At 68.1% G+C, this 18,112-nt stretch carries 15 protein-coding genes; 1 reads left to right on the plus strand and 14 read right to left on the minus strand.

Features of this window, described 5'->3' with window-relative positions; all coding sequences use genetic code 11:
- Positions 1–3: 3 nt before the first annotated feature.
- The 14 genes from SB751_RS25525 to SB751_RS25590 all read right to left on the minus strand — a co-directional run bounded on the left by SB751_RS25525 (position 4) and on the right by SB751_RS25590 (position 17,055).
- Positions 4–1,242, minus strand: coding sequence for an AI-2E family transporter (locus SB751_RS25525; protein ID WP_246118887.1), 1,239 nt, complete (start codon positions 1,240–1,242; stop codon positions 4–6).
- Positions 1,243–1,504: 262 nt separating this feature from the next.
- Positions 1,505–1,654, minus strand: coding sequence for a hypothetical protein (locus SB751_RS25530; protein WP_186296728.1), 150 nt, complete (start codon positions 1,652–1,654; stop codon positions 1,505–1,507).
- Between the two features lie 194 nt (positions 1,655–1,848).
- Positions 1,849–2,286, minus strand: a complete 438-nt coding sequence (locus SB751_RS25535) for a hypothetical protein (RefSeq protein ID WP_144195216.1) — start codon at positions 2,284–2,286, stop codon at positions 1,849–1,851.
- Positions 2,287–2,370: 84 nt separating this feature from the next.
- The gene (locus SB751_RS25540) at positions 2,371–3,327 is read right to left on the minus strand and encodes a LysR family transcriptional regulator (RefSeq protein WP_144195217.1); all 957 of its coding nucleotides are present in this window, start codon (positions 3,325–3,327) and stop codon (positions 2,371–2,373) included.
- Positions 3,324–5,033 (minus strand): MBL fold metallo-hydrolase, encoded by a 1,710-nt coding sequence (locus SB751_RS25545; RefSeq protein ID WP_144195219.1) that lies wholly within the window; start codon positions 5,031–5,033, stop codon positions 3,324–3,326. Before SB751_RS25545 ends, SB751_RS25540 begins: the two co-directional genes overlap by 4 nt.
- Before the next feature lie 115 nt (positions 5,034–5,148).
- Entirely contained in the window at positions 5,149–7,539 is a 2,391-nt protein-coding gene (locus tag SB751_RS25550) for a DNA polymerase II (protein ID WP_410748688.1), read from the minus strand.
- Positions 7,540–7,599: 60 nt separating this feature from the next.
- The gene (locus SB751_RS25555; RefSeq protein WP_144195223.1) at positions 7,600–7,968 is read right to left on the minus strand and encodes a c-type cytochrome; all 369 of its coding nucleotides are present in this window, start codon (positions 7,966–7,968) and stop codon (positions 7,600–7,602) included.
- Positions 7,969–7,988: 20 nt separating this feature from the next.
- Positions 7,989–8,405: a YkvA family protein gene (locus SB751_RS25560; RefSeq protein ID WP_144195225.1), complete on the minus strand. Its 417-nt coding sequence runs from the start codon at positions 8,403–8,405 to the stop codon at positions 7,989–7,991.
- Positions 8,406–8,520: 115 nt separating this feature from the next.
- Positions 8,521–10,038, minus strand: a complete 1,518-nt coding sequence (locus SB751_RS25565) for an efflux transporter outer membrane subunit (RefSeq protein ID WP_313818990.1) — start codon at positions 10,036–10,038, stop codon at positions 8,521–8,523.
- A 5-nt stretch (positions 10,039–10,043) separates the two neighbouring features.
- Entirely contained in the window at positions 10,044–12,026 is a 1,983-nt protein-coding gene (locus SB751_RS25570; RefSeq protein WP_313818989.1) for a glycosyltransferase family 2 protein, read from the minus strand.
- 2 nt (positions 12,027–12,028) lie between these two features.
- Positions 12,029–13,303: a hypothetical protein gene (locus SB751_RS25575; protein WP_409558926.1), complete on the minus strand. Its 1,275-nt coding sequence runs from the start codon at positions 13,301–13,303 to the stop codon at positions 12,029–12,031.
- 144 nt (positions 13,304–13,447) lie between these two features.
- Entirely contained in the window at positions 13,448–14,797 is a 1,350-nt protein-coding gene (locus tag SB751_RS25580) for an HlyD family secretion protein (RefSeq protein WP_410748689.1), read from the minus strand.
- 574 nt (positions 14,798–15,371) lie between these two features.
- On the minus strand, positions 15,372–16,271 hold the full coding sequence (locus SB751_RS25585) for an SDR family oxidoreductase (RefSeq protein WP_144195231.1): 900 nt from the start codon (positions 16,269–16,271) through the stop codon (positions 15,372–15,374).
- 19 nt (positions 16,272–16,290) lie between these two features.
- Positions 16,291–17,055 (minus strand): SDR family oxidoreductase, encoded by a 765-nt coding sequence (locus SB751_RS25590; RefSeq protein ID WP_144195233.1) that lies wholly within the window; start codon positions 17,053–17,055, stop codon positions 16,291–16,293.
- A gap of 131 nt (positions 17,056–17,186) precedes the next feature.
- On the opposite strand from SB751_RS25590, the gene SB751_RS25595 reads away from it, so the two are divergent.
- Positions 17,187–18,098: a LysR family transcriptional regulator gene (locus SB751_RS25595; RefSeq protein ID WP_211944124.1), complete on the plus strand. Its 912-nt coding sequence runs from the start codon at positions 17,187–17,189 to the stop codon at positions 18,096–18,098.
- The last annotated feature ends 14 nt before the right edge of the window (positions 18,099–18,112 follow it).

An 18,112-nucleotide genomic window follows, 5' to 3' on the forward strand; every position in this document is an offset into this window, starting at 1 on the left:
GGGCTATTCGCCGAGGAACTCGGCCAATACTTCCAGCCCTTCGACGTGGTCGGCCACGACCTTGGCGATGACGGCCAGCGGAATCGCCAGCAGCATCCCCCAGGTGCCCCAGAGCCACGTGAACAGCAATAGCGAGACGAAGACGGCCACGGCGTTCATGCGCGCCATGCGGCCCGTCATCCAGGTGGTCATGCCGGAGCCGATCAGCGTGGCGATCAGCAGCGACCCGCCAGCCGCCGCTGCCGCAACGGACAGCGTGCCGAACTGCATGAACCCGGCCACGCCCAGGCACAGCGCGATCAGCACCGCGCCGAAGTACGGCACCAGGTGCAGCGCCGCGGCGGCCAGCGCCCAGGCGCCGGCATTGTCGATCGACAGATACCTGAGCAGGATGTACGTACAAAGCCCCAGCGCGGCGTTGGTGATGACCAGCATCAGCATGTAGCGCTGGATCGCCCGGTTGATCTCGTCGAGCATGTGCACGCTGATCTTCTTCTGGCTGATGGTGGTACCGGCCATCTTGATGAACTTGCGCTTGAACATGTCGCCGCCCAGCAGCAGGAACCAGGTCAGGAACAGCACGACCACGGCCTGCGCCAGCATCGCGAAGACGCCCATCGAGCCTACCCAGATGGCGTTGTTGAGCGCATCGGCGGAACGCTCCACCACGATCGGCGCGCCCTTGGCGGGCGGCGGCTGGCCGGTACCGACCAGTACCGTGGCGGCGCGGCGGATCTTTTGCAGCATGGAGTCGTCGCCGCTCACCAGTTCGCCCAGCGAGCGGGAGAGCTTGCTGGCGATGGCGGGCAGGCGGTCGACGATCGATTCGATCTGCCCCTGGAGCAGGTAGGCGCCGCACAGCAGCAGGGCCAGCATGCCGAGCAGCACCACGGTAGCGCCCACGGCGCGCGGTATGCGCTGGCGCTGGAGCCACTCGACCATGGGATCGAGCAGGTAGGCGATGACGATGGCCACCACCACCGGCACGATGAAGTCGCGGGCGAGGTGCACGGTGTAGAGCGCCGCCAGCGTCGCCAGGATGACCAGCGCCGTGCTGGCGCGCCGCACCGAGACGGACAGCTTGGGGGTGATGCGAACGGGTGCCGCCGGCACGGCGTCCACTGGCACCTCGGCCTTGGCGGCGGGTGCCCCCTCCGCCAAGGCTTCTGGCACGACATCAGGCCCGGCCACGGTGCCGGGCGGGGTGGCCCGCATGGCGGGCTGGATCGGTACGCGCGACATGGGTGGCAGGGCGGCTCGCAGACATGAAGGACATGGCGTCACGAGGCGGACGCCTGCCATAACGATAGACACTGCGGGGCCGGGGCGGGTGTCGGCGCGTTGCGGGTCGCGCTGTAGGACAGCGGCGCGACCTTCCGGGGTGATCTGGGTCGTGTGCAGCCTGATACACGGAAACCCCACCAAAGCAAAAGCCCGGTCTCGTGAACCGGGCTTCTGGGGATTGCGTGGCTGGCGTGGCCGGGGGCGATCAGCGCCTGGCGGGTTAGCGCGTCAGCGTCGAATGATCGTCGCCGTGAGAGCCGGCGCCCGACTGCTTGAGCAGCGGGTCATTCTTGAGCACCCAGCGGGCGCCAAAGGCCAGAGCGACGATACAGGCCAGCATATACGCAACGATCACAGTGAGAGTCAGCATGGCATCACAGGAGTAGGTTGCGACCGCGTTGCCAGCTTCCGCTGGCGGGCCGATGGGAACGAATTGTATGTGAGGCAAAACGTTTCGCCGGCACCGATTCGCCTGAAATTTTCTGTATGCCGATCTAAGCCCAATTAATATCGGCACGTTTTACGAGGAACATGGATCATGGCCGCCTCGCACAACTTCCCCCCCTAGAAGTAGCACCCCATCTCGTATTGCTGCGAACGCAAAGCGTGCACGTCGCTGCGGTAGCGGTCCGCGCGGCTCCAGTACTCGGTGGTATGCATGGCGCGCTCGGCGGCCCGCGCCTGGTACTCGAGTGCCCGGCACTGGTTCCAGAAGGCGTTCTGCGCGCGCAGGTCGAGGTCGTCCTCGCGGCCCTGCCAGGCCTGGATCTGTTGCGCCAGCTGGGCGCGGCTTTGCAGGTAGGCCTGTTCGTCCTGACGGATCTTGGGGGTCTTGGTGATGGTGGTCACGTTGGCGCGCATGCCGGACGTGACGTCGCGGTAGCCCGCCGGACACGATGCCGCCGTATAGAGCGTTTCCTTGCCGCTCTGGCACTTGGTCACGGCATGGGCCGCGCCGGAGGCGGCCAGCGTCAGCAGCAGGATGGCAATTTGTCTGGGCATGGCGGCACCTTGGACGAATGGCGATGTCATCCAATGTAGGCAGCGCTGCGCCGCGCTGCCAGTACGGCAAGGTATCCAGATATTTCAGGTACGGGGGGTGACGCGCGGGTTGACGCGCTTTGAGTGGCCAGACACGGCTTTGGCGCCCTGCATTTCGGCATTGGCGGTCAGCAGCATGTCGTACAGCTGCTGCGCCGCCGGCGAGAGGGACCGGCCACGGCGCCGGATCAGCCCCACCGTGCGCGAGACGGTGGGCTCCACCAGCGGCACGCTGGTCAGCGTGGGATGCTTGCCCGGCGGCATGGCCAGCCGGGGCACCGCCGCCACGCCGAGCCCGGCTTCCACCAGGCTCACCAGCGTGCTGACGTGGCGCACCTCGCAGTACCACTGCGGGCGGTCGGGCACGTCGGTCAGCGCCAGGTCCAGCAGCATGCGGTTGCCGCTGGCCTTGCCCACGGTCATGTAGTCGTACTGGCCCAGCTCGGCCCAGGTGACCTTGCGCTTGCGCGCCAGCGGATGGTCGGGCGGGCAGGCCACCACGAACGGTTCCTTGAGCACGGGTTCGAACTCGACGTCCGGCTCCTGCGTGCCGATGTAGTTCAGGCCGAAGTCGGCCTCGTTGCGGACGATCAGGTTCAGCACCTCGTTGGCGCCTTCGTCGATCAGCCGCACGACGATGCGCGGCCACCTCTCGTGGTACTTGCGCAGCACCGCCGGCAGGAAGTAGCGCACCGCCGACGGCACGCACGCCACCGTCACTTCGCCGGTCACGCGGGTGGCCACGTCCCGGATGCCGAGCAGCGACTCCTCCAGCCCGTTCAGCAGCTCTCGTGCCTTGCGCGAGAACTCCCGGCCCACGGCGGTCATCTCCACCGAGCGCGTGGTCCGGTCGAACAGCCGCACGCCGAGCGCGTCTTCCAGCTTCTCGATCCGGCGCGACAAGGCCGGTTGGGACAGATGCAGCTCTGTCGCCGCCGCGCGGAAGCTGCTCAGCTCAGCCACCGCCACGAAGGCGCGCAGATCGGACAGATTGAAATTCATGCCGAAATCAGATGCCAGACCGCCTCGGTCTCGCGCGCCACGCCGTCTTCCTCAAGCTTGCGCAGGTGGGCCAGCAGCGAGCGCTGCGCCACCGGGTGCATGCGCTCGGGCACGTCGTCGTAGACGCTGGCGAGCAGGGTGCCGATATCGGCCGGCGCCAGCGCGCGCAGCGCGTTGAGCACCTTGGCCTCACGCTGCTGCCGATGGCGAATCAGCAGCCGGATGGCATCCCGGGGGCGCGGCATCAGGAAGCCATGGCCCGGCGCAATCCACTCCAGGTCTTCGTCGAGCAGCGCCTGCAGGGACGCCAGATAGGCGCGCATATCCCCATCGGGCGGATTGATGACCACGCTGGAGCCCTGCATCACGTGGTCGCCCGTGAACAGCGTCTTCTCCTCCTCGAGCAGGTAGCAGAGATGGTTCGACGCATGCCCGGGCGTGTGCACTACCCGCAGCGTGGCGTGCGGGCCGAGCACGATCCGCTCGCCGTGCTCGGGCATGCGGTCCGGCGCGAAGGTCTGGTCCTGGCGGTCCTGCACGGCGGTCACGCGCCCCCAGACCGGCGCGCCGGTGGCCTCGCGCACCGCCACGGAGGCGGGGGAATGATCCAGATGGGTATGCGTGACGAGAATCCACTTCACCGGGCCCGGCGCGGCAGCCAGCACCGCGGTGATATGGGCCGGGTCGGCAGGGCCGGGATCGATCATGGCCCAGGTGTTGTCCGTGCCGCCGCCCACGAAGTAGGTGTTGGTGCCGGGGCCGGTCATCACGTTGCCGTTGTCCGCCGTGACGCGCCAGACCCGCTCGGACAGCTTCACCGCCGCGCCCGGCGCCAGCGCGTAGCGGCCATGGCCGGCGCCATCGGGGTCGATCCGGGCGATTTCGGCATACGGCGCCTCCTCCGGCATCACCGGCCGCACGCCCTTGGGGCCGGTGGCCAGGCGCGGCATGATCTGCACGATGTTGCGCAACTGCCGGGCATGGTCGAAGCACGCCTGCGCGGTCTGGAAGTGCGAAATCGACTGGAGCATGCGGCGCGTGACGTTGACCAGCGAGATCTGGTTGGCCGGGTCGAGCGCATCGACGGGCCGCATCCAGCGATGCTCCACCGCCTCGACGCCATCGTGCCGCGCGGTCTGCCCAGCCGGCGCCAGCGCAAAGAAGAAGCGCGTGTCGAAGCGCTTCGGCAGGCCGGGCGGCGTCAGCCAGTGGCTGCCATAGGCCAGCTGGTCCACTGCGAGGCGCACGCCCAGCCGTTCGCAGACATGGGCGATGCCCGCGCCGCCATAGCCGGCGGCTTCGCGCAGGCTGCCGTAGGTGTCGGCGTCGAGTGTATCGAGATCCACATTCTGGCCATTGGCATCGCGGGCGAATAACAGGCCCGCTTCCTCGAACGCTTCGCGGGCGGCGCAGAGGTAGTAATCGAGCCCGTTCTGGTCGACGTTGAGCCGGGCGCTGGCGGCCGCATCATCGAGGCCATCACAGAGCGGATGAAGTGCCGCATCCTGCTCATCCAGCGTGCCGCCGGGGAAGACGAAGGCGCCCGCGCTGCGGTCGTCGTCGCGCTGGGGGCGGCGCATCATCAGCACTTCCATGCCCGCGGGGCCGTCGCGGAGCACCAGCACGCTGGCGGCGGCGCGCAGGGCTTTGGAGCGAACAGGGGCGGCGGCGGTGGCAGTGGTGGTGGTGGCGGCGGTCTCGGACATGGGGACGGAGTGGGGCGCAGTATCAGAACAGGCGCCAAGTGTAATGGGTTCGGGCGGTTCGAATCTGCCGCGATGCAGCAGGAATCCCGCGCTGCTCTTGGGATGGGGGCGGATTTCAGTCCGGAAACAGCGCCATCTGCCCGGTCAGCAGCGTGTCGAAATCGTCGTCGAGGAAGGGCAGGATGGCATCGGCAATCGGCTGGAGCTGTTTTGTGATGTAGTGGTCATAATCGATCGGCGACTGGCGCGGATCGAGCGTCTCCATCGGCATCGGCCCGGCCACCGTCATCACATAGCTGATCCAGCCGCCGTTCTGGTACTGGCGCGGACGGCCCTGACTGTCGTTATAGGCATCGGCCAGCCGCGCGGCGCGCACGTGGGGCGGCACGTTGCGCTGGTAGTCGCCAAGCTGGCGGCGCAGGCGCTTGCGGTAGACCAGTTGCGCGTCCAGTTCGCCGGCCAGCGTGCGGCGCACGATGTCCCGCACATAGTCGCGGTACGGCTCGCGGTTGAAGATCATCGCGTACAGCGTCTGCTGGAACTGCTGCGCCAGCGGGGACCAGTCCGTGCGCACCGTCTCCAGCCCCTTGAACACCATCTCGGCGCGGCCATCGGCACGCATGACCTGACCGGCATAGCGCTTCTTGCTGCCAAGTTCGGCGCCACGGATGGTCGGCATCAGGAAGCGCCGGAAGTGCGTCTCGAACTGGAGTTCCAGCGCGCTGTCCAGGCCGAAGGTCTGGCGCAGGTGGTCGCGCCACCAGTCGTTGACGTAAGCCACGAGTTCACGCCCGATGCGTGCCGCGTCGTCCTCGGCATGGGCACCGCGCAGCCAGACGAAGGTGGAATCGGTGTCGCCATAGATCACGTCAAAGCCGCGCGCCTCGATCAGCAGCCGGGTCTGGCGCATGATCTCGTGGCCGCGCATGGTGATCGACGACGCCAGGCGCGGGTCGAAGAAGCGGCAGCCGCTCGATCCCAGCACGCCGTAGAACGCGTTCATGATGATCTTCAGCGCCTGCGAGAGCGGCTTGTTCTGCTCGCGCTTGGCCGCCTCGCGGCCCTGCCAGATCCGCGCGACGATGGCGGGCAGGCAGTGCTTGCCGCGCGAGAACCGCGCGCCCCGGAAGCCGGGCACCGAATCGGCATCATCGGGGTGGGCCAGCCCCTCCACCAGGCCAATCGGATCGATCAGGAACGTGCGGATGATCGACGGATACAGGCTCTTGTAGTCCAGCACCAGCACCGACTCGTACAGCCCGGGGCGGGAATCCATGACGAAGCCGCCGGGGCTGGCCTCGGGCGCCAGTTCGCCCAGATTCGGCGCCACGTAGCCCTGCCGGTGCATCAGCGGCATATATAAATGCGTGAACGCTGCCACCGAGCCGCCGCTGCGGTCGGCCGGCAGGCCGGTCACGGTGGCGCGCTCCAGCAGGAAGGTCAGCAGTTCCGTGGCGGCGAAGATGCGCGTGACCAGCTCGCAGTCGCGCAGGTTGTAGCGCGCCAGCGCGGGCTTGTCCTCGGCGAACATGCGGTCGATGGCGTCCATGCGGTCATACAGGTTGTCGATCGCCTTGCCTTCGCCCAGCAGGGTCTGCGCCACCGACTCCAGGCTGAACGACGGGAAACTCCACGTGGCGGCGCGCAGCGCCTCGATGCCGTCGATGATCAGCCGCCCGGCCGCCGCCGCGAAATAGTGCTGCTGCCTGGCGTGCTCGCGCCACTCCATCTCGGCGCCGCCCCGGCCCAGCCGCAGCGGCACCTGGAACTGCACCGCGTGGGCCTGCAGCACGCGCAGGTCGAACTGGACGAGGTTCCAGCCGATGATGGCGTCGGGGTCGTGCTCGGCCAGCCACTGATTGAGCTTCTCCAGCAGGGCGGGGCGGGTGTCGCAGTATTCGAGCGCGAAGTCCACCGGGGTTGGATCGCCGGCCGGCGCCGGGCCGAGCATATAGACCTGCCGCTGGCCGCAGCCTTCCAGCGCAATCGAATACAACTCGCCATGGGCGGTGGTCTCGATATCGAGCGAGACCAGGCGCAGGGTGGGGCGGTAGTCGGTGGCCGGCTTCATCTGCGCGTGGCGCAGCACGCCGCGCGCGTCCCCATGCGCGTCCGGCTGGCCGTCGAACCAGACCGGCGCGGTGATGAAGCGTTCCATCAGGTAGCGCTCGGGCGGGCGGATATCGGCCTCGTAGACATCCACGCCAGCCTGCCGCAGCGCCTTGTCGATCCGGATCAGCTGGCGGTGCTGCTGGCAGTACAGCCCGAGCACGGGCCGGCGGTGGAAGTCCTGCAACTGGAGCAGGCGCAGTTCCACGTCCCGCTCGCCGCGCAGCAGCGGCTCGGCCTGATCGCGCTGGGCTTCGGGCAGGAAAGCGACCGACGGCTGGGGCGGCAGGCGCAGCAGGCGCGGCCCGTGGTCCGTGGCCAGCCAGAAATCGACCTCGGTACCGGCGGGGGTATCGCGCCAGTGCCGGGTCAGGATGAAGCCCTGCTCAAGTGCCACGCTGGAAGCCTATCGAAAACCTGTGGGGAGATGCTGGCCGGATTCTAGCGGAGAGGGCCGTCAGCGCACCGTTTGCAGGAAGGCCAGCAGGTCGGTGATTTCGCCTTCGTCGCCGATGCCCCAGAAGCGCATCTTGTTGCCCGGCACCACCTTGTTCGGGGCGTGGATAAAGGCGCGCAGCGTCTCGGGGGTCCAGACCACCTTCGACGTCTTCATGGCTTCCGAATAGCGGTAGTCGGTTGTCGCGCCTGCCTGCCGGCCGACGATGGCGTTGAGATGGGGGCCGAAGGTGCCGCGCGCGGCCGGGCCAATCTTGTGGCAGGAGGCGCACTTTTTGTCGAACACGGCGCGGCCGGTCTCGATATTGCCGGCGGCGTGGGCATTCGCCGCCAACAAGCCGACGACCACGGGAAGAAGTCTGAAAAACATGTCGATACCGATCACTGCCATCACTGGGAAAAGCCCGCGCGCGACCACCACGCCCAGCCGCCGATGGCCACGGCCAGCCAGACGCCCACCACCAGTGCCACGCCCCAGCGGCTGCGCGGCTTCTTGCCCTCGGTCGTCAGCCATTGCGTGGCCTGGTCGCGGCTGGCGGCCATGATCGGCGCTGGCATCAGCCGGACCGTCAGCCAGATCAGGGCCGGCAGCAGCAGGACATCGTCGAGATAGCCCAGCACCGGGATGAAATCCGGAATCAGGTCGATGGGACTTAGCGCGTAGGCCACCACGACGCCGCACAGCACCTTGACCCACCACGGCGTGGCGGGGTGGCGGCAGGCGAACCAGAGGGCCACGCCATCGCGCTTGACGCGGCGTGCCCACTCGCGGAGCCGTGCGGCCTTGCCGCGGACAGGGGAAACCATGGCGTGGATCGTCGATACGAGCGGAGCGGCATTTTACCGCCGCGCCGGGGGCCGGCGACCGATTTTCCCTGCGTATCCAGTGAAAGCGGAAACCGACATGGCCTGATAACTATGATTATCTCGACCCTGTGTTTAACGTGCCAACTGTGGAGGCCGGCGCGGCCGGTTGGGCCACCGTCGCCTGCGTCCATCCGCCGCCGAGCGCCTTGTACAGGCCCACCCGGCTGGTCAGCCGCGCGAGGCGGATCGTCACCAGCGTCTGCTGGGCGTTGTAAAGCTGCCGCTGCGCGTCGAAGACCCCGAAGTAGTCATCCACCCCGTTCTTGAAGCGGATTTCCGACAGGCGCCGCGTCTCGGTGATCTCCTTCGCCAGTGCCTCCTGGGCAGCGGCCTGGCGGTCGTAGGTGCCACGCGCGGCCAGCCCGTCGGCCACCTCGCGGAAGGCGCCCTGGATGGTCTTCTCGTAGGCGGCCACGTTGATATCCTTCTGCACCTCGGAAACGGTCAGCCGGGCCTGATTGGCGCCCGCGTTGAAGATCGGCAGGGTGATCTGCGGCGCGAAGACCCAGGCCATGCCGCCCGAGAACAGCCCCGCCAGCGTGCTGCTGGCCGCGCCGACGCTGGCAGTGAGCGAGATGGTCGGGAAGAAGGCCGCCCGGGCCGCGCCGATATTGGCGTTGGCCGCCTTGAGCCGGTGCTCGGCGGCCATGATGTCCGGCCGCTGCTCGAGCACGGTGGAGGACAGCCCGGCCGGCAATTCGGCCACGAAAGCGTTGTTCTCGAAGGGCTGCGGCGCCGGCAGGTCGGTCGGCAGCGGCCCGCCGATCAGCAGCGCCAGCGCATTTTCGTCCTGCGCCACCTGGCGCGTGTACTGTTCCACGCCTACGCGCGCCGTCTCCAGCTGGGTCTGGGCGCGATGCATGTCGAGCTGGGCCATGCCGCCGGCGCGCTTGCTGCGGTCGATCATCTGCGCGGCGTCTTCCTGCACCTTGAGCGTGTCCTGCGAGATCTTCAGCAGTTCCTGATCGGCCCGGAGCGTCAGGTAGGCACTGGCGACTTCGGCCACCAGACTGATTTGTGCGCTACGACGCACCTCTTCGATGGCGAGGTACTGTTCCAGCGCTTCGTGCTTGAGGCTGCGCACCCGGCCAAACAGGTCCAGTTCGAAGGCGTTGAAGCCCACGCCGGCCGTCCATGCATTGATGACCGGGTCTTGCCCGGGCGGACGCAGGTCGCCGCTGATGCGCGAACTGGCAAAGCCGGCGCTGCCGTTGATGGCCGGGAACTGCGCCGCCCGCTGGATGCGGTACTGCGCGCGCGCCTGATCGATCGACAGCGTGGCAATGCGCAGGTCGCGGTTGTTGGCCAGCGCGAGTTCGATCAGCCGGCGCAGGCGCGCATCGGTGAAGAAATCCTCCCAGCCCAGGCTGGCGGCGGGCGCCTGTGCCTGTGGTGCTTGCGCGGCCTGTCCGGCGGATGCACCGGCGGCCCCGGTCTGATAGGCGGCGCCGGTCGGCCATTGCTGGGGCACCGGCGAATCGGGCCGCTGGTAGGTGGGTTCGAGCGTGCAGGCGGCCAGCGCCAGCGGGAGCAGGGGAAGCAGGTGGCGCATCGTCGTGATTTTCTTGGTCATGGTGGTCATCCCGAAAAAGCGCGTCGCAGCAGCCGGGCGATGGCCACGCCGGGCCGGCCGCGGTCTGCGATGTTGTGGGCAGGCTCGCTGAACAGCAGGCGGATCAGGCGGTGGCGGGCGGCCGTGTCGGGGCGCAGCGCCACGCCGGCGAGGTTGCCGCGCGCACGCGCCACGCGGCAGGGCACCCAGCCCAGCGGTTCCAGCCAGATCGCCCCTTCGGCGCCGGCCATGCCGCGCGTGACCTCCGCATTGCCGTCGAGCAGCAGGCCCGCGCCGTTGCAGGAGAGGTCGCGCGTGGTGCCGTGGAATTCGTAGGCCAGGCCATCCTTGCCGTAGAGCCGCAGCACGGCGCGCTCCCGGTGCGGAAAGCGTTCTTCCTTGCGGGGGCGCGGCAGTTCGAAGCACACCAGCAGCGAGGCGAAGTACAGCACCATCGACACCAGCGTCCAGCCGATGTTGAAGGCCAGGCCGGGCGCCGAGCCATCGGCGGCCACGGCGCGCGCCAGCCCCATGCCGGTGAGCAGGAACATCCCGCCGTAGAGCGCGGCGAACTTGCCGTGGATCACCAGCTTCGAGCGGTCCAGCCCCTTGTTGGTGACCTTGAACGGCCGCCCGAACGGCTTGAACACGGCGCTGGCGAGCGTGGCGGTGACCGCCAGCGCCGCCACGATCTGGGTGACCTCGGTGAAGATCGGCATCGCCCGCGAGCCGGTGATCCAGATGCTGTAGGCCCAGTACAGCAGCAGCGCCGGCACGCCGTAGGCGAGGAACTGGACCGGATCGCCATACAGCGTTGGCACGTTGAAATACCAGTAGAGCAGGGGGCCGGCCAGCAGCATCAAGGTGAACGGGCGGCTCAGCCAGTGGAGCAGGCCGTGGACGTAGTGCAGCCGCTGCCGCAGCGAGTAGCCGCGCCCGCGCAGGGGGCCGTCGGCAGTGAGCGCCACCTGGATCGTGCCCAGCCCCCAGCGGCTGCGCTGGCTGATGTACTCCGGCAGGCCCTCGGCGGACAGGCCCACGCTGAGCCGCTCGTTGAGCCAGCGCGTGATGTAGCCGTGCGGCATCAGGCGGTAGGTCAGGTGGATGTCCTCGGTGACCGTGCCGGTTGGGAATCCGCCGATCCTGGCCAGCGCGTCGCGCCGCACCACGAACGAGGTGCCGATGCAGAACGCGGTGCCCCAGGCGTCCTTGGCCGGCTGCATCACATCGAAGAAGGCGCGCTGCTCATCCACCCAGCATTCGGTGGAGCGCAGGTTGTACTGGATCGGGTCGGCGTTGTAGTAGAACTGCGGCGTCTGCACCACGCCGACCACGGGGTCATCGAACAGGCCGATGGTGCGCAGCAGGATGTTCCGGTTCGGCGCGAAGTCCGCATCCAGCACCATGATGAACGGCGCACCGCCGGCCTCGGCGCTGTGCTGCAGCCCGTTGTTGAGGTTGCCGGCCTTGGCGTGGGCGTTGTCCGGCCGGGTCACGTAGCGCGCGCCAACCGTGCCGCAGAAGGTCTTGAGCCAGTCGCGCCGGGTATCGTCGAGCACCCAGACGCGGAAGTTGGGGTAGTCGATGGCCAGCGCTGCGACGATGGTCTTCTCGAGCACGTCCAGCCCCTCGTTGTAGGTGGCGATGAAGATGTCCACCTGCGGCACCTCGGGGCTGCGGCGCAGCGCCGCCTCGCCGGCATCGGCTGCCGCGCTATGGTCCGAGGTGCGCGTCAGCGTGACGATGGAGATCAGCGTGTAGGCAATCGTCAGGGTCTCGAAGCCGAAGAACGCGTACGACCACACGCTCGGGAAGTCCAGGCGCCAGTCCGGCAGGGTCTGCGTGCAGCGCCAGACGTAGTAGCACGACAGCAGCACCCCGGCGGCGATGCCGAACAGCCAGCGGTCCGCCGCCCGGTGGCGGCTGCCGCGCAGGCACAGCACCGCGATCAGGAAGGCGCCGGCGTTGATCTCCATCAACATCCGGTTTTCGAGAAAATCGGCGAACATCGTCACTCCTTGTTGGCGACATTGGCGGTGTCGGCCTGACGTCCGCCGGGCTGGAACGGATTCCAGCCCGCCGCGGCCAGGATGGCCCACGCGGTGGCCCCGAGGTGGGGCAGGTGGTAGTAGTAGAAATCGTCGGTGGTGCTGTCCGGGCCGATCTGAAGGCCGGTGCGGATGCGGCGCTCGGGCGTGGCGTAGAGGTAGCCCGAGGGCGCGCGCTGGGCCAGCAGCAGCGGCCAGAGCGGGCGGGCCTCGTCCTCGCGGCCCATGGCGCGCAGGACCAGCGCGGCCTGCCCGGTGCCTTCCGTCCAGACGCCATCGGGGCTGGCATTGAAGCCGTAGCCGCCGCCCACGGCGTGGCGGCTGCGCGTCCAGTCCAGCGCGCGGCGCCAGCCGTTGGCCAATTCGGGCACGGCGATCAGCGGCCATAGCGAGGCATCGAGCGCGGACGGCCCGCCGTTGAGCGTGCGGCCATCGTCGCGCGTGCCGATGACGAAGCGGCCTTCGCCGGGCTGCCACATTGCTTCCACGAAGCGCCTGGCGCGGTCCGCGCCGGTGCGCCAACGCGGGTCATTGCCGTAGCGACCCAGCCAGCGGAAGGCCGCATAGGCATCGACGTTGTGTTCAGTGGACTTCCAGCCCTGCCGCTGCGGCGCGGGCTCATGGCCGAAGAAGCCGCCGATGAAGGCCGCCGGGGGCTCGCTGGCAAAGGTCTGCTTGTCGATCCAGCCCATCAGCGTGCCGGCGGTGTCCAGGTAGCGGCGGTCCTGCGTCGATTCGTAGACCGCCAGCAGCAGCAGCGCGGCCCAGGCGACGTTGCCCGTGGCCGTGCCCACCTGATAGCGGTCTTCGAACCATTTCTTGCTCGGCTCGTCCCACCAGCCCGGCAGCGGCACCGGCCCATCGGGCACGGCGCCGGCGCGGTAGGCGTTGCGCACGCGGCCATCGTGGTAGTGGCGGTCACGCGTGACGCCGGCCACCACGCCATCGGCAATCCGGCGCGCGGCGGCGGGCTGCCCGCAGGCAATCAGCGCGATGCCGGCCAGCGCGTTGTCATAGACAAAGGCCGACTGGCGCAGCGCGGCGGGCAGGGGCTCGCCGCCCGGGGCGGGCTCGTAGCTGCCGAGCATGACCGGGCCCTTGCCGGGCAAGGCGCCGACGCGCGCGCTCAGCGCCTGGCAGGCACCCTCGCGCAATTGCTGGCGGGCCGCGTCGGGCGGCGCGGGCGGAACCGGGGGCGCGGCCATGGCGCGGGGCGGCGTGGCGAGCGCGGCGGCCATCAGGCAGGCCCCCGCGCACGTCAGCGCCGGAGAGGGTAGGGAATAACGCTGCACGGCGAGGTCTCCTTCCTGCGGGCGTGGGGAACGTGGCGGAGGGGCCGGATCCAGTCGAACGCAATCGAACGCAATCGAACGCGGTCGGACTCAGATCAGGCTCTTGAACCACGGGCGATCGAGGCTGACCTTGGCCCAGTGGCCGAGCGCGCAGCGGTTCGTGCCGCTGCCGCTGCTGCCGGGCAAGTCAGGCAAAGGCTTGTTCAGCTTGGCAATCAGATAGATCTCGTTCTTCTCGATGGGCGGGAAGGGCACGAAGTAACGCGCCTGATCGCCATCGGGGGCGCGCGGCAGGATCTCGGCCACGGCGCCAGACAGCGGCACGGCCACGCCATCGACCTGCACCTTGACCTTGGCCCCGGGCAGGAGGTCCTTGCTGAGGCTGCGCGGGAACACGGCCACCACGCTCGGCTGGGCGCAGTTGGTGGTGCGCATCAGCGTGGCGCCGGCCGCCACGCGCGTGCCCGGCGGGGCGGTCACGTCCTCGACGATGCCGCCGCCATAGGCTTTGATGTCAAGGTTGGAGACGCGCTCCACGCGCTCCTGCTCGGCGGCGACGAGTTTGTCGACCGACTGGCCGTATTCCTCCAGCTGCCTGATCTCGGCCTCCAGCTGCACGTTCTCGGCGCGCAATTCCTCCTGCCGTTGTGCGAGCGAGCCCAGCGCGCCGTCGGTGCTCGACATGTACACCTTGCCGCGTGCGGCCTCGCTGCTGCCGCGCGCGGTGTCCAGCTCGGCCTGGATCGCATCCCGGTTGCCAGCCAGCACGGTGAGCTGGTTGCGCGACGCATCGGTATAGGCCTGGCTCACCGCCCCGGCCCACTGCATGGCCTGGTTGCGATTGACCACATCGGTCTGCTGGTCGATCTGCTGCTTGGCCACGCTCAGGCGCGCCTCGATGCCGCGCAGCTTGGAGGCGTGCTCGCGCTGCGCCGCCGACTGGTAGCGCTTGATGTCGTCGCCCGTGGACGCCAGCCGCGCCTGGTTGCCCTCGAGCTTGGCCTTGGCGGCTTCATAGCGCTTCTGGTTGTCGAGCTGCTTGCCGAGCAGTTCCACCAGCAGCGAGCGGTCGATGTTGGGATTCTGGAGCGTCATCAGCGACTGCCCCTGCGCGAAGGTGCCGCCAACCGCCACGATCTGCTTCGTCACGATGCCTTCCACCGGCGTGGTGACGAGGTTCACGGGACTGTTCACCACGGCACGCTCGGAAGACCGTGTGAACACGGGCGGGAACATCACCGAGAGGACCACCCAGATGATGAAGGCCACCATCCCATAGCTGGCCAGCCGCGGCACGATCTGCCACAGCGGCCGCAGGCTCAGCGTGCCGCCCCGCCGCGCGACGAGGGGATCGTCTGGCTTGCCGCCGGGCGGGGGCGCGGGGGAGGTGGGCCGGCGCGTCGGCAACGTTGGTTTGTTGTCGGGCTTCTCGTTCTGCATGCCATCCTCCGAACAATAGTCAGCGCCCGCCAAGAACGGGCAAAAGCGTCCCCACCGCGATGGCTGGCGCAAATCGCGGAAATCGCGGACAAAAGTGCGCCTCGCACGCGGTGTTGGCGCGCGCGCATGCGCAACGTCGTCGTCCCCAGGTAGTTCTTATGCGCGTGGTCCCGGGCGGTTGCTACGCGCCGGAACTGGCTTGTTTCCAGACCGGGCAGGCAGGCCGGTCATTTGAGGGGTCCGCAAACGCGGACCGTCACAGCGAGGCGTTACACGCCCATTGATGCTCCGTCACACCACATCGCGGATGGGATCGGCATGGCGTTGCCGGAGCGATTCAAAGGTAGTCAGTTTGACCGGGGCGTGCTGTAAGGAAGTGTAAGGACTGTATATCGCGACACTTAGTACGGCCGTTCGCTTGGCCGCGTGCGACAAGGGTCATGCACGCGTCACGTCGCACTATTAATTAAGCGGTGACAGGAGAGCACTGCATCAGGGCATGATGCAGTGTCCCGGTGCAGGTGTGATGGAGGAAGCGTGGGAGAAGATGCTACGCGGTTGTGGCGCGGCGTAGTCACTGCGCGCCGCGCGGCGACAGCAGATCGCCCATGCCCACGCGATGGAGCATCTCGGCGCGCAGGCGGTCCAGCACGGCGAAGCCGACGTCGGCGCCGTCCTGCGTCGGATCGACATGCACGCGGAACGGCCGCTTGCCGAACGGCGCGTTGACGACATCGACGATGGCATCGGCTACCTGTCCCGCATCCGCATCGGGCGGCACGATGCCGGCGAACGCGCGCTGGATTTCATCGCCAAAGCCGGCATAGGGGCCCGACTCGTATTCATCGACGCGAGCGGTATCGGCAGGCAGCCCCGTATGCGCGAAGTGGTTGGTGCCGCTGGTGAACGCGCCCGGGACGATGATCGACGTCTCGATGCCCCAGCGCGACAACTCGCGCGCGTACTGGACCGCGATGGCATCCATCGCCGCCTTCGCCGCGAAGTACGGGGCGAGGTAGGGCGGGGTGCCGCCGGCGGAACTGCTGCTCGACACCCAGACCAGCAGCCCTTGCCCCTGGCGGCGCAGATGGGGCAGCACCGCGCGGTTCACCCGCTGGGTGCTGAGCACGTTGATGTCGTACAGCTGGGCGAATTGCTCCGGCGTGAACGCCTCGGCCGGACCGAAGGCCATGTGGCCGGCGTTGTGCATCAGCACGTCGATACGGCCCGTGGCGGCGACGATGCCGGCCACGGCGTCATCGATGGACGGCTGCGATTGCACGTCCAGTTCCACCGTGCGCAGATCGGCGTCATGCGTGCGGGCGAATGCGGCCATCTGCGCCACGACTTCGGCATTGCGGCTGGCCGTGTTGCGCATGGAGGCGTAGACCGTGTGGCCCGCCTTGGCGAGGGCCTCGGCGGTCAGGCGGCCGAAGCCGCTCGACGCGCCGGTGATCAGGATGACTTTCTTCATGGTGGACTCCACGCTTGAATCAGATGATGCCGCCGTTGACGCGGAGGGTCTGCCCGTTGACCCATGCGCCGTCGGGGCCGGCCAGGAAGGCCACGGCACTGGCGATGTCCTCCGGCGCGCCCAGGCGCTCCAGCGGGGCGAGCCGCGCGAGGTTGTCGATGACTTCCTGCGGCTTGCCGTCGAGGAACAGGGCGGTGGCGGTGGGGCCGGGCGCCACCACGTTCACCGTGATGTTCCGGCCGCGCATTTCCTTGGTCATCACGTGCGTCATGGCTTCCACACCGGCCTTGGTGGCGGCGTACACCGCGTAGGCGGGTTGGTACAGCCCGACCACGCTCGACGACAGGTTGATCACGCGGCCGCCGTTGCGCAGGCGGCGCGACGCTTCGCGCATCGTGTTGAACGTGCCCTTGAGGTTGATGGCGACCTGGCTGTCGAACAGGGCATCGTCGCTATCGGCCAGCTTCGCCAGTTTCATGATGCCGGCGTTGTTGACCAGGACGTCCACACCGCCGAACGCGGCTTCGGCGGCGCCGAACATGCGCGCCACGGCAGCCGGATCGGCCACATCGGCCTGTTCCGGAATCGCGCGGCCGCCGGCGGCTTCGATCTCGGCCACCAGCGCCTCGGCCTCACGGGCGCTGCCGGCGTAGTTGACGACCACCGTGAAGCCGTCCTGCGCCAGCCGCCGGGCGATGGCGGCGCCGATGCCGCGCGAGGCGCCGGTCACGATGGCGACCTGCTGGTTGGACTTGGCTTGGGTGCTGTTCTGGGTGTTGCTCATGGTTGTTCTCCGGTGTTGGATCACCGCAATCGCTGCGGGTTGAATGCACTATGCGCGATTGGAGCAGCTAGATAATCGGTCTAGAATTGCCCGCACTTGTTCTGGCAGGGAAACAATCGGCGGAGGATGGGGTGGACCGGTTTGACGCAATGCGACTGTTTACGCGGGTGGTGGAGCGGCGCAGCTTTACGCTGGCGGCGCACGACATGGAGGTGCCGAGATCGACGGTGACCAAGGTCATCCACGATCTGGAGGGGCGGCTGGGAGTCCGGCTGCTGCAGCGGACCACACGCGTAGTCCGGCCGACGCTGGACGGCGAGGCCTACTACCGGCGCTGCCTGACCATCCTGGACGACATCGAGGACGCCGAGGGCGCGTTCAACGGCACGGAGCCGAAAGGGCTGCTGCGACTGGAGGTGCAGGGCACGCTGGCGCGACATTTCCTGCTGCCGGGCTTTCCCGACTTCCTCGCCCGACATCCACACATCCAGATCTCCATGAGCGAGGGCGACCGATGGGTCGACATGGTGCAGGAGGGCGTCGATTGCGTGCTCCGCTACGGCAAATTGCCAGATAGCGAGCTGGTGGCGCGGCAAGTGGCGATGCTGGACCGGCTGACCTGCGCCACGCCGACCTACCTGGAGCGGTTCGGCACGCCAACGAGCCTGACATCGCTCGACGGGCACCAGATGGTGGGCATCCGGTCTGTGACGACGGGCAATGTCACGCCGCTGGAGTTCAACGTACGCGGGGAAATGCAGGCCGTATCGATTCCGGCCGCCCTGACCGTGACCGGGACGGAAAGCTACCTTGCCGGGATCAAGCTGGGGCTGGGGCTGGCCCAGGTGCCGCGCTTCCATATCGAACGGGAACTGGCCAACGGCGAACTGGTGGAGATCATGACGGACATGCCGCCACCCTCGGCGCCCGTCTCGCTGCTGTATCAGCGGTCCCGGCAGCTATCGCCGCGGGTGAGGGCGTTTCTAGACTGGGCAGCCCGGGAATTCGCGGATCGATGCAGAAAAGAGACGAAAAGTGATTGATTGGTTGTATCCAG

The organism is Cupriavidus sp. SIMBA_020 (assembly GCF_046535395.1).
Classification (GTDB): domain Bacteria; phylum Pseudomonadota; class Gammaproteobacteria; order Burkholderiales; family Burkholderiaceae; genus Cupriavidus; species Cupriavidus campinensis.

Coding starts and splice junctions, on each gene's coding strand:
- SB751_RS25525 (WP_246118887.1), bottom strand. CDS start 1,242: ATGTCGCGCGTACCGATCCAGCCCGCCATGCGGGCCACCCCGCCCGGC.
- SB751_RS25530 (WP_186296728.1), bottom strand. CDS start 1,654: ATGCTGACTCTCACTGTGATCGTTGCGTATATGCTGGCCTGTATCGTC.
- SB751_RS25535 (WP_144195216.1), bottom strand. CDS start 2,286: ATGCCCAGACAAATTGCCATCCTGCTGCTGACGCTGGCCGCCTCCGGC.
- SB751_RS25540 (WP_144195217.1), bottom strand. CDS start 3,327: ATGAATTTCAATCTGTCCGATCTGCGCGCCTTCGTGGCGGTGGCTGAG.
- SB751_RS25545 (WP_144195219.1), bottom strand. CDS start 5,033: ATGTCCGAGACCGCCGCCACCACCACCACTGCCACCGCCGCCGCCCCT.
- SB751_RS25555 (WP_144195223.1), bottom strand. CDS start 7,968: ATGTTTTTCAGACTTCTTCCCGTGGTCGTCGGCTTGTTGGCGGCGAAT.
- SB751_RS25560 (WP_144195225.1), bottom strand. CDS start 8,405: ATGGTTTCCCCTGTCCGCGGCAAGGCCGCACGGCTCCGCGAGTGGGCA.
- SB751_RS25565 (WP_313818990.1), bottom strand. CDS start 10,038: ATGACCAAGAAAATCACGACGATGCGCCACCTGCTTCCCCTGCTCCCG.
- SB751_RS25570 (WP_313818989.1), bottom strand. CDS start 12,026: ATGTTCGCCGATTTTCTCGAAAACCGGATGTTGATGGAGATCAACGCC.
- SB751_RS25575 (WP_409558926.1), bottom strand. CDS start 13,303: ATGGCCGCCGCGCTCGCCACGCCGCCCCGCGCCATGGCCGCGCCCCCG.
- SB751_RS25580 (WP_410748689.1), bottom strand. CDS start 14,797: ATGCAGAACGAGAAGCCCGACAACAAACCAACGTTGCCGACGCGCCGG.
- SB751_RS25585 (WP_144195231.1), bottom strand. CDS start 16,271: ATGAAGAAAGTCATCCTGATCACCGGCGCGTCGAGCGGCTTCGGCCGC.
- SB751_RS25590 (WP_144195233.1), bottom strand. CDS start 17,055: ATGAGCAACACCCAGAACAGCACCCAAGCCAAGTCCAACCAGCAGGTC.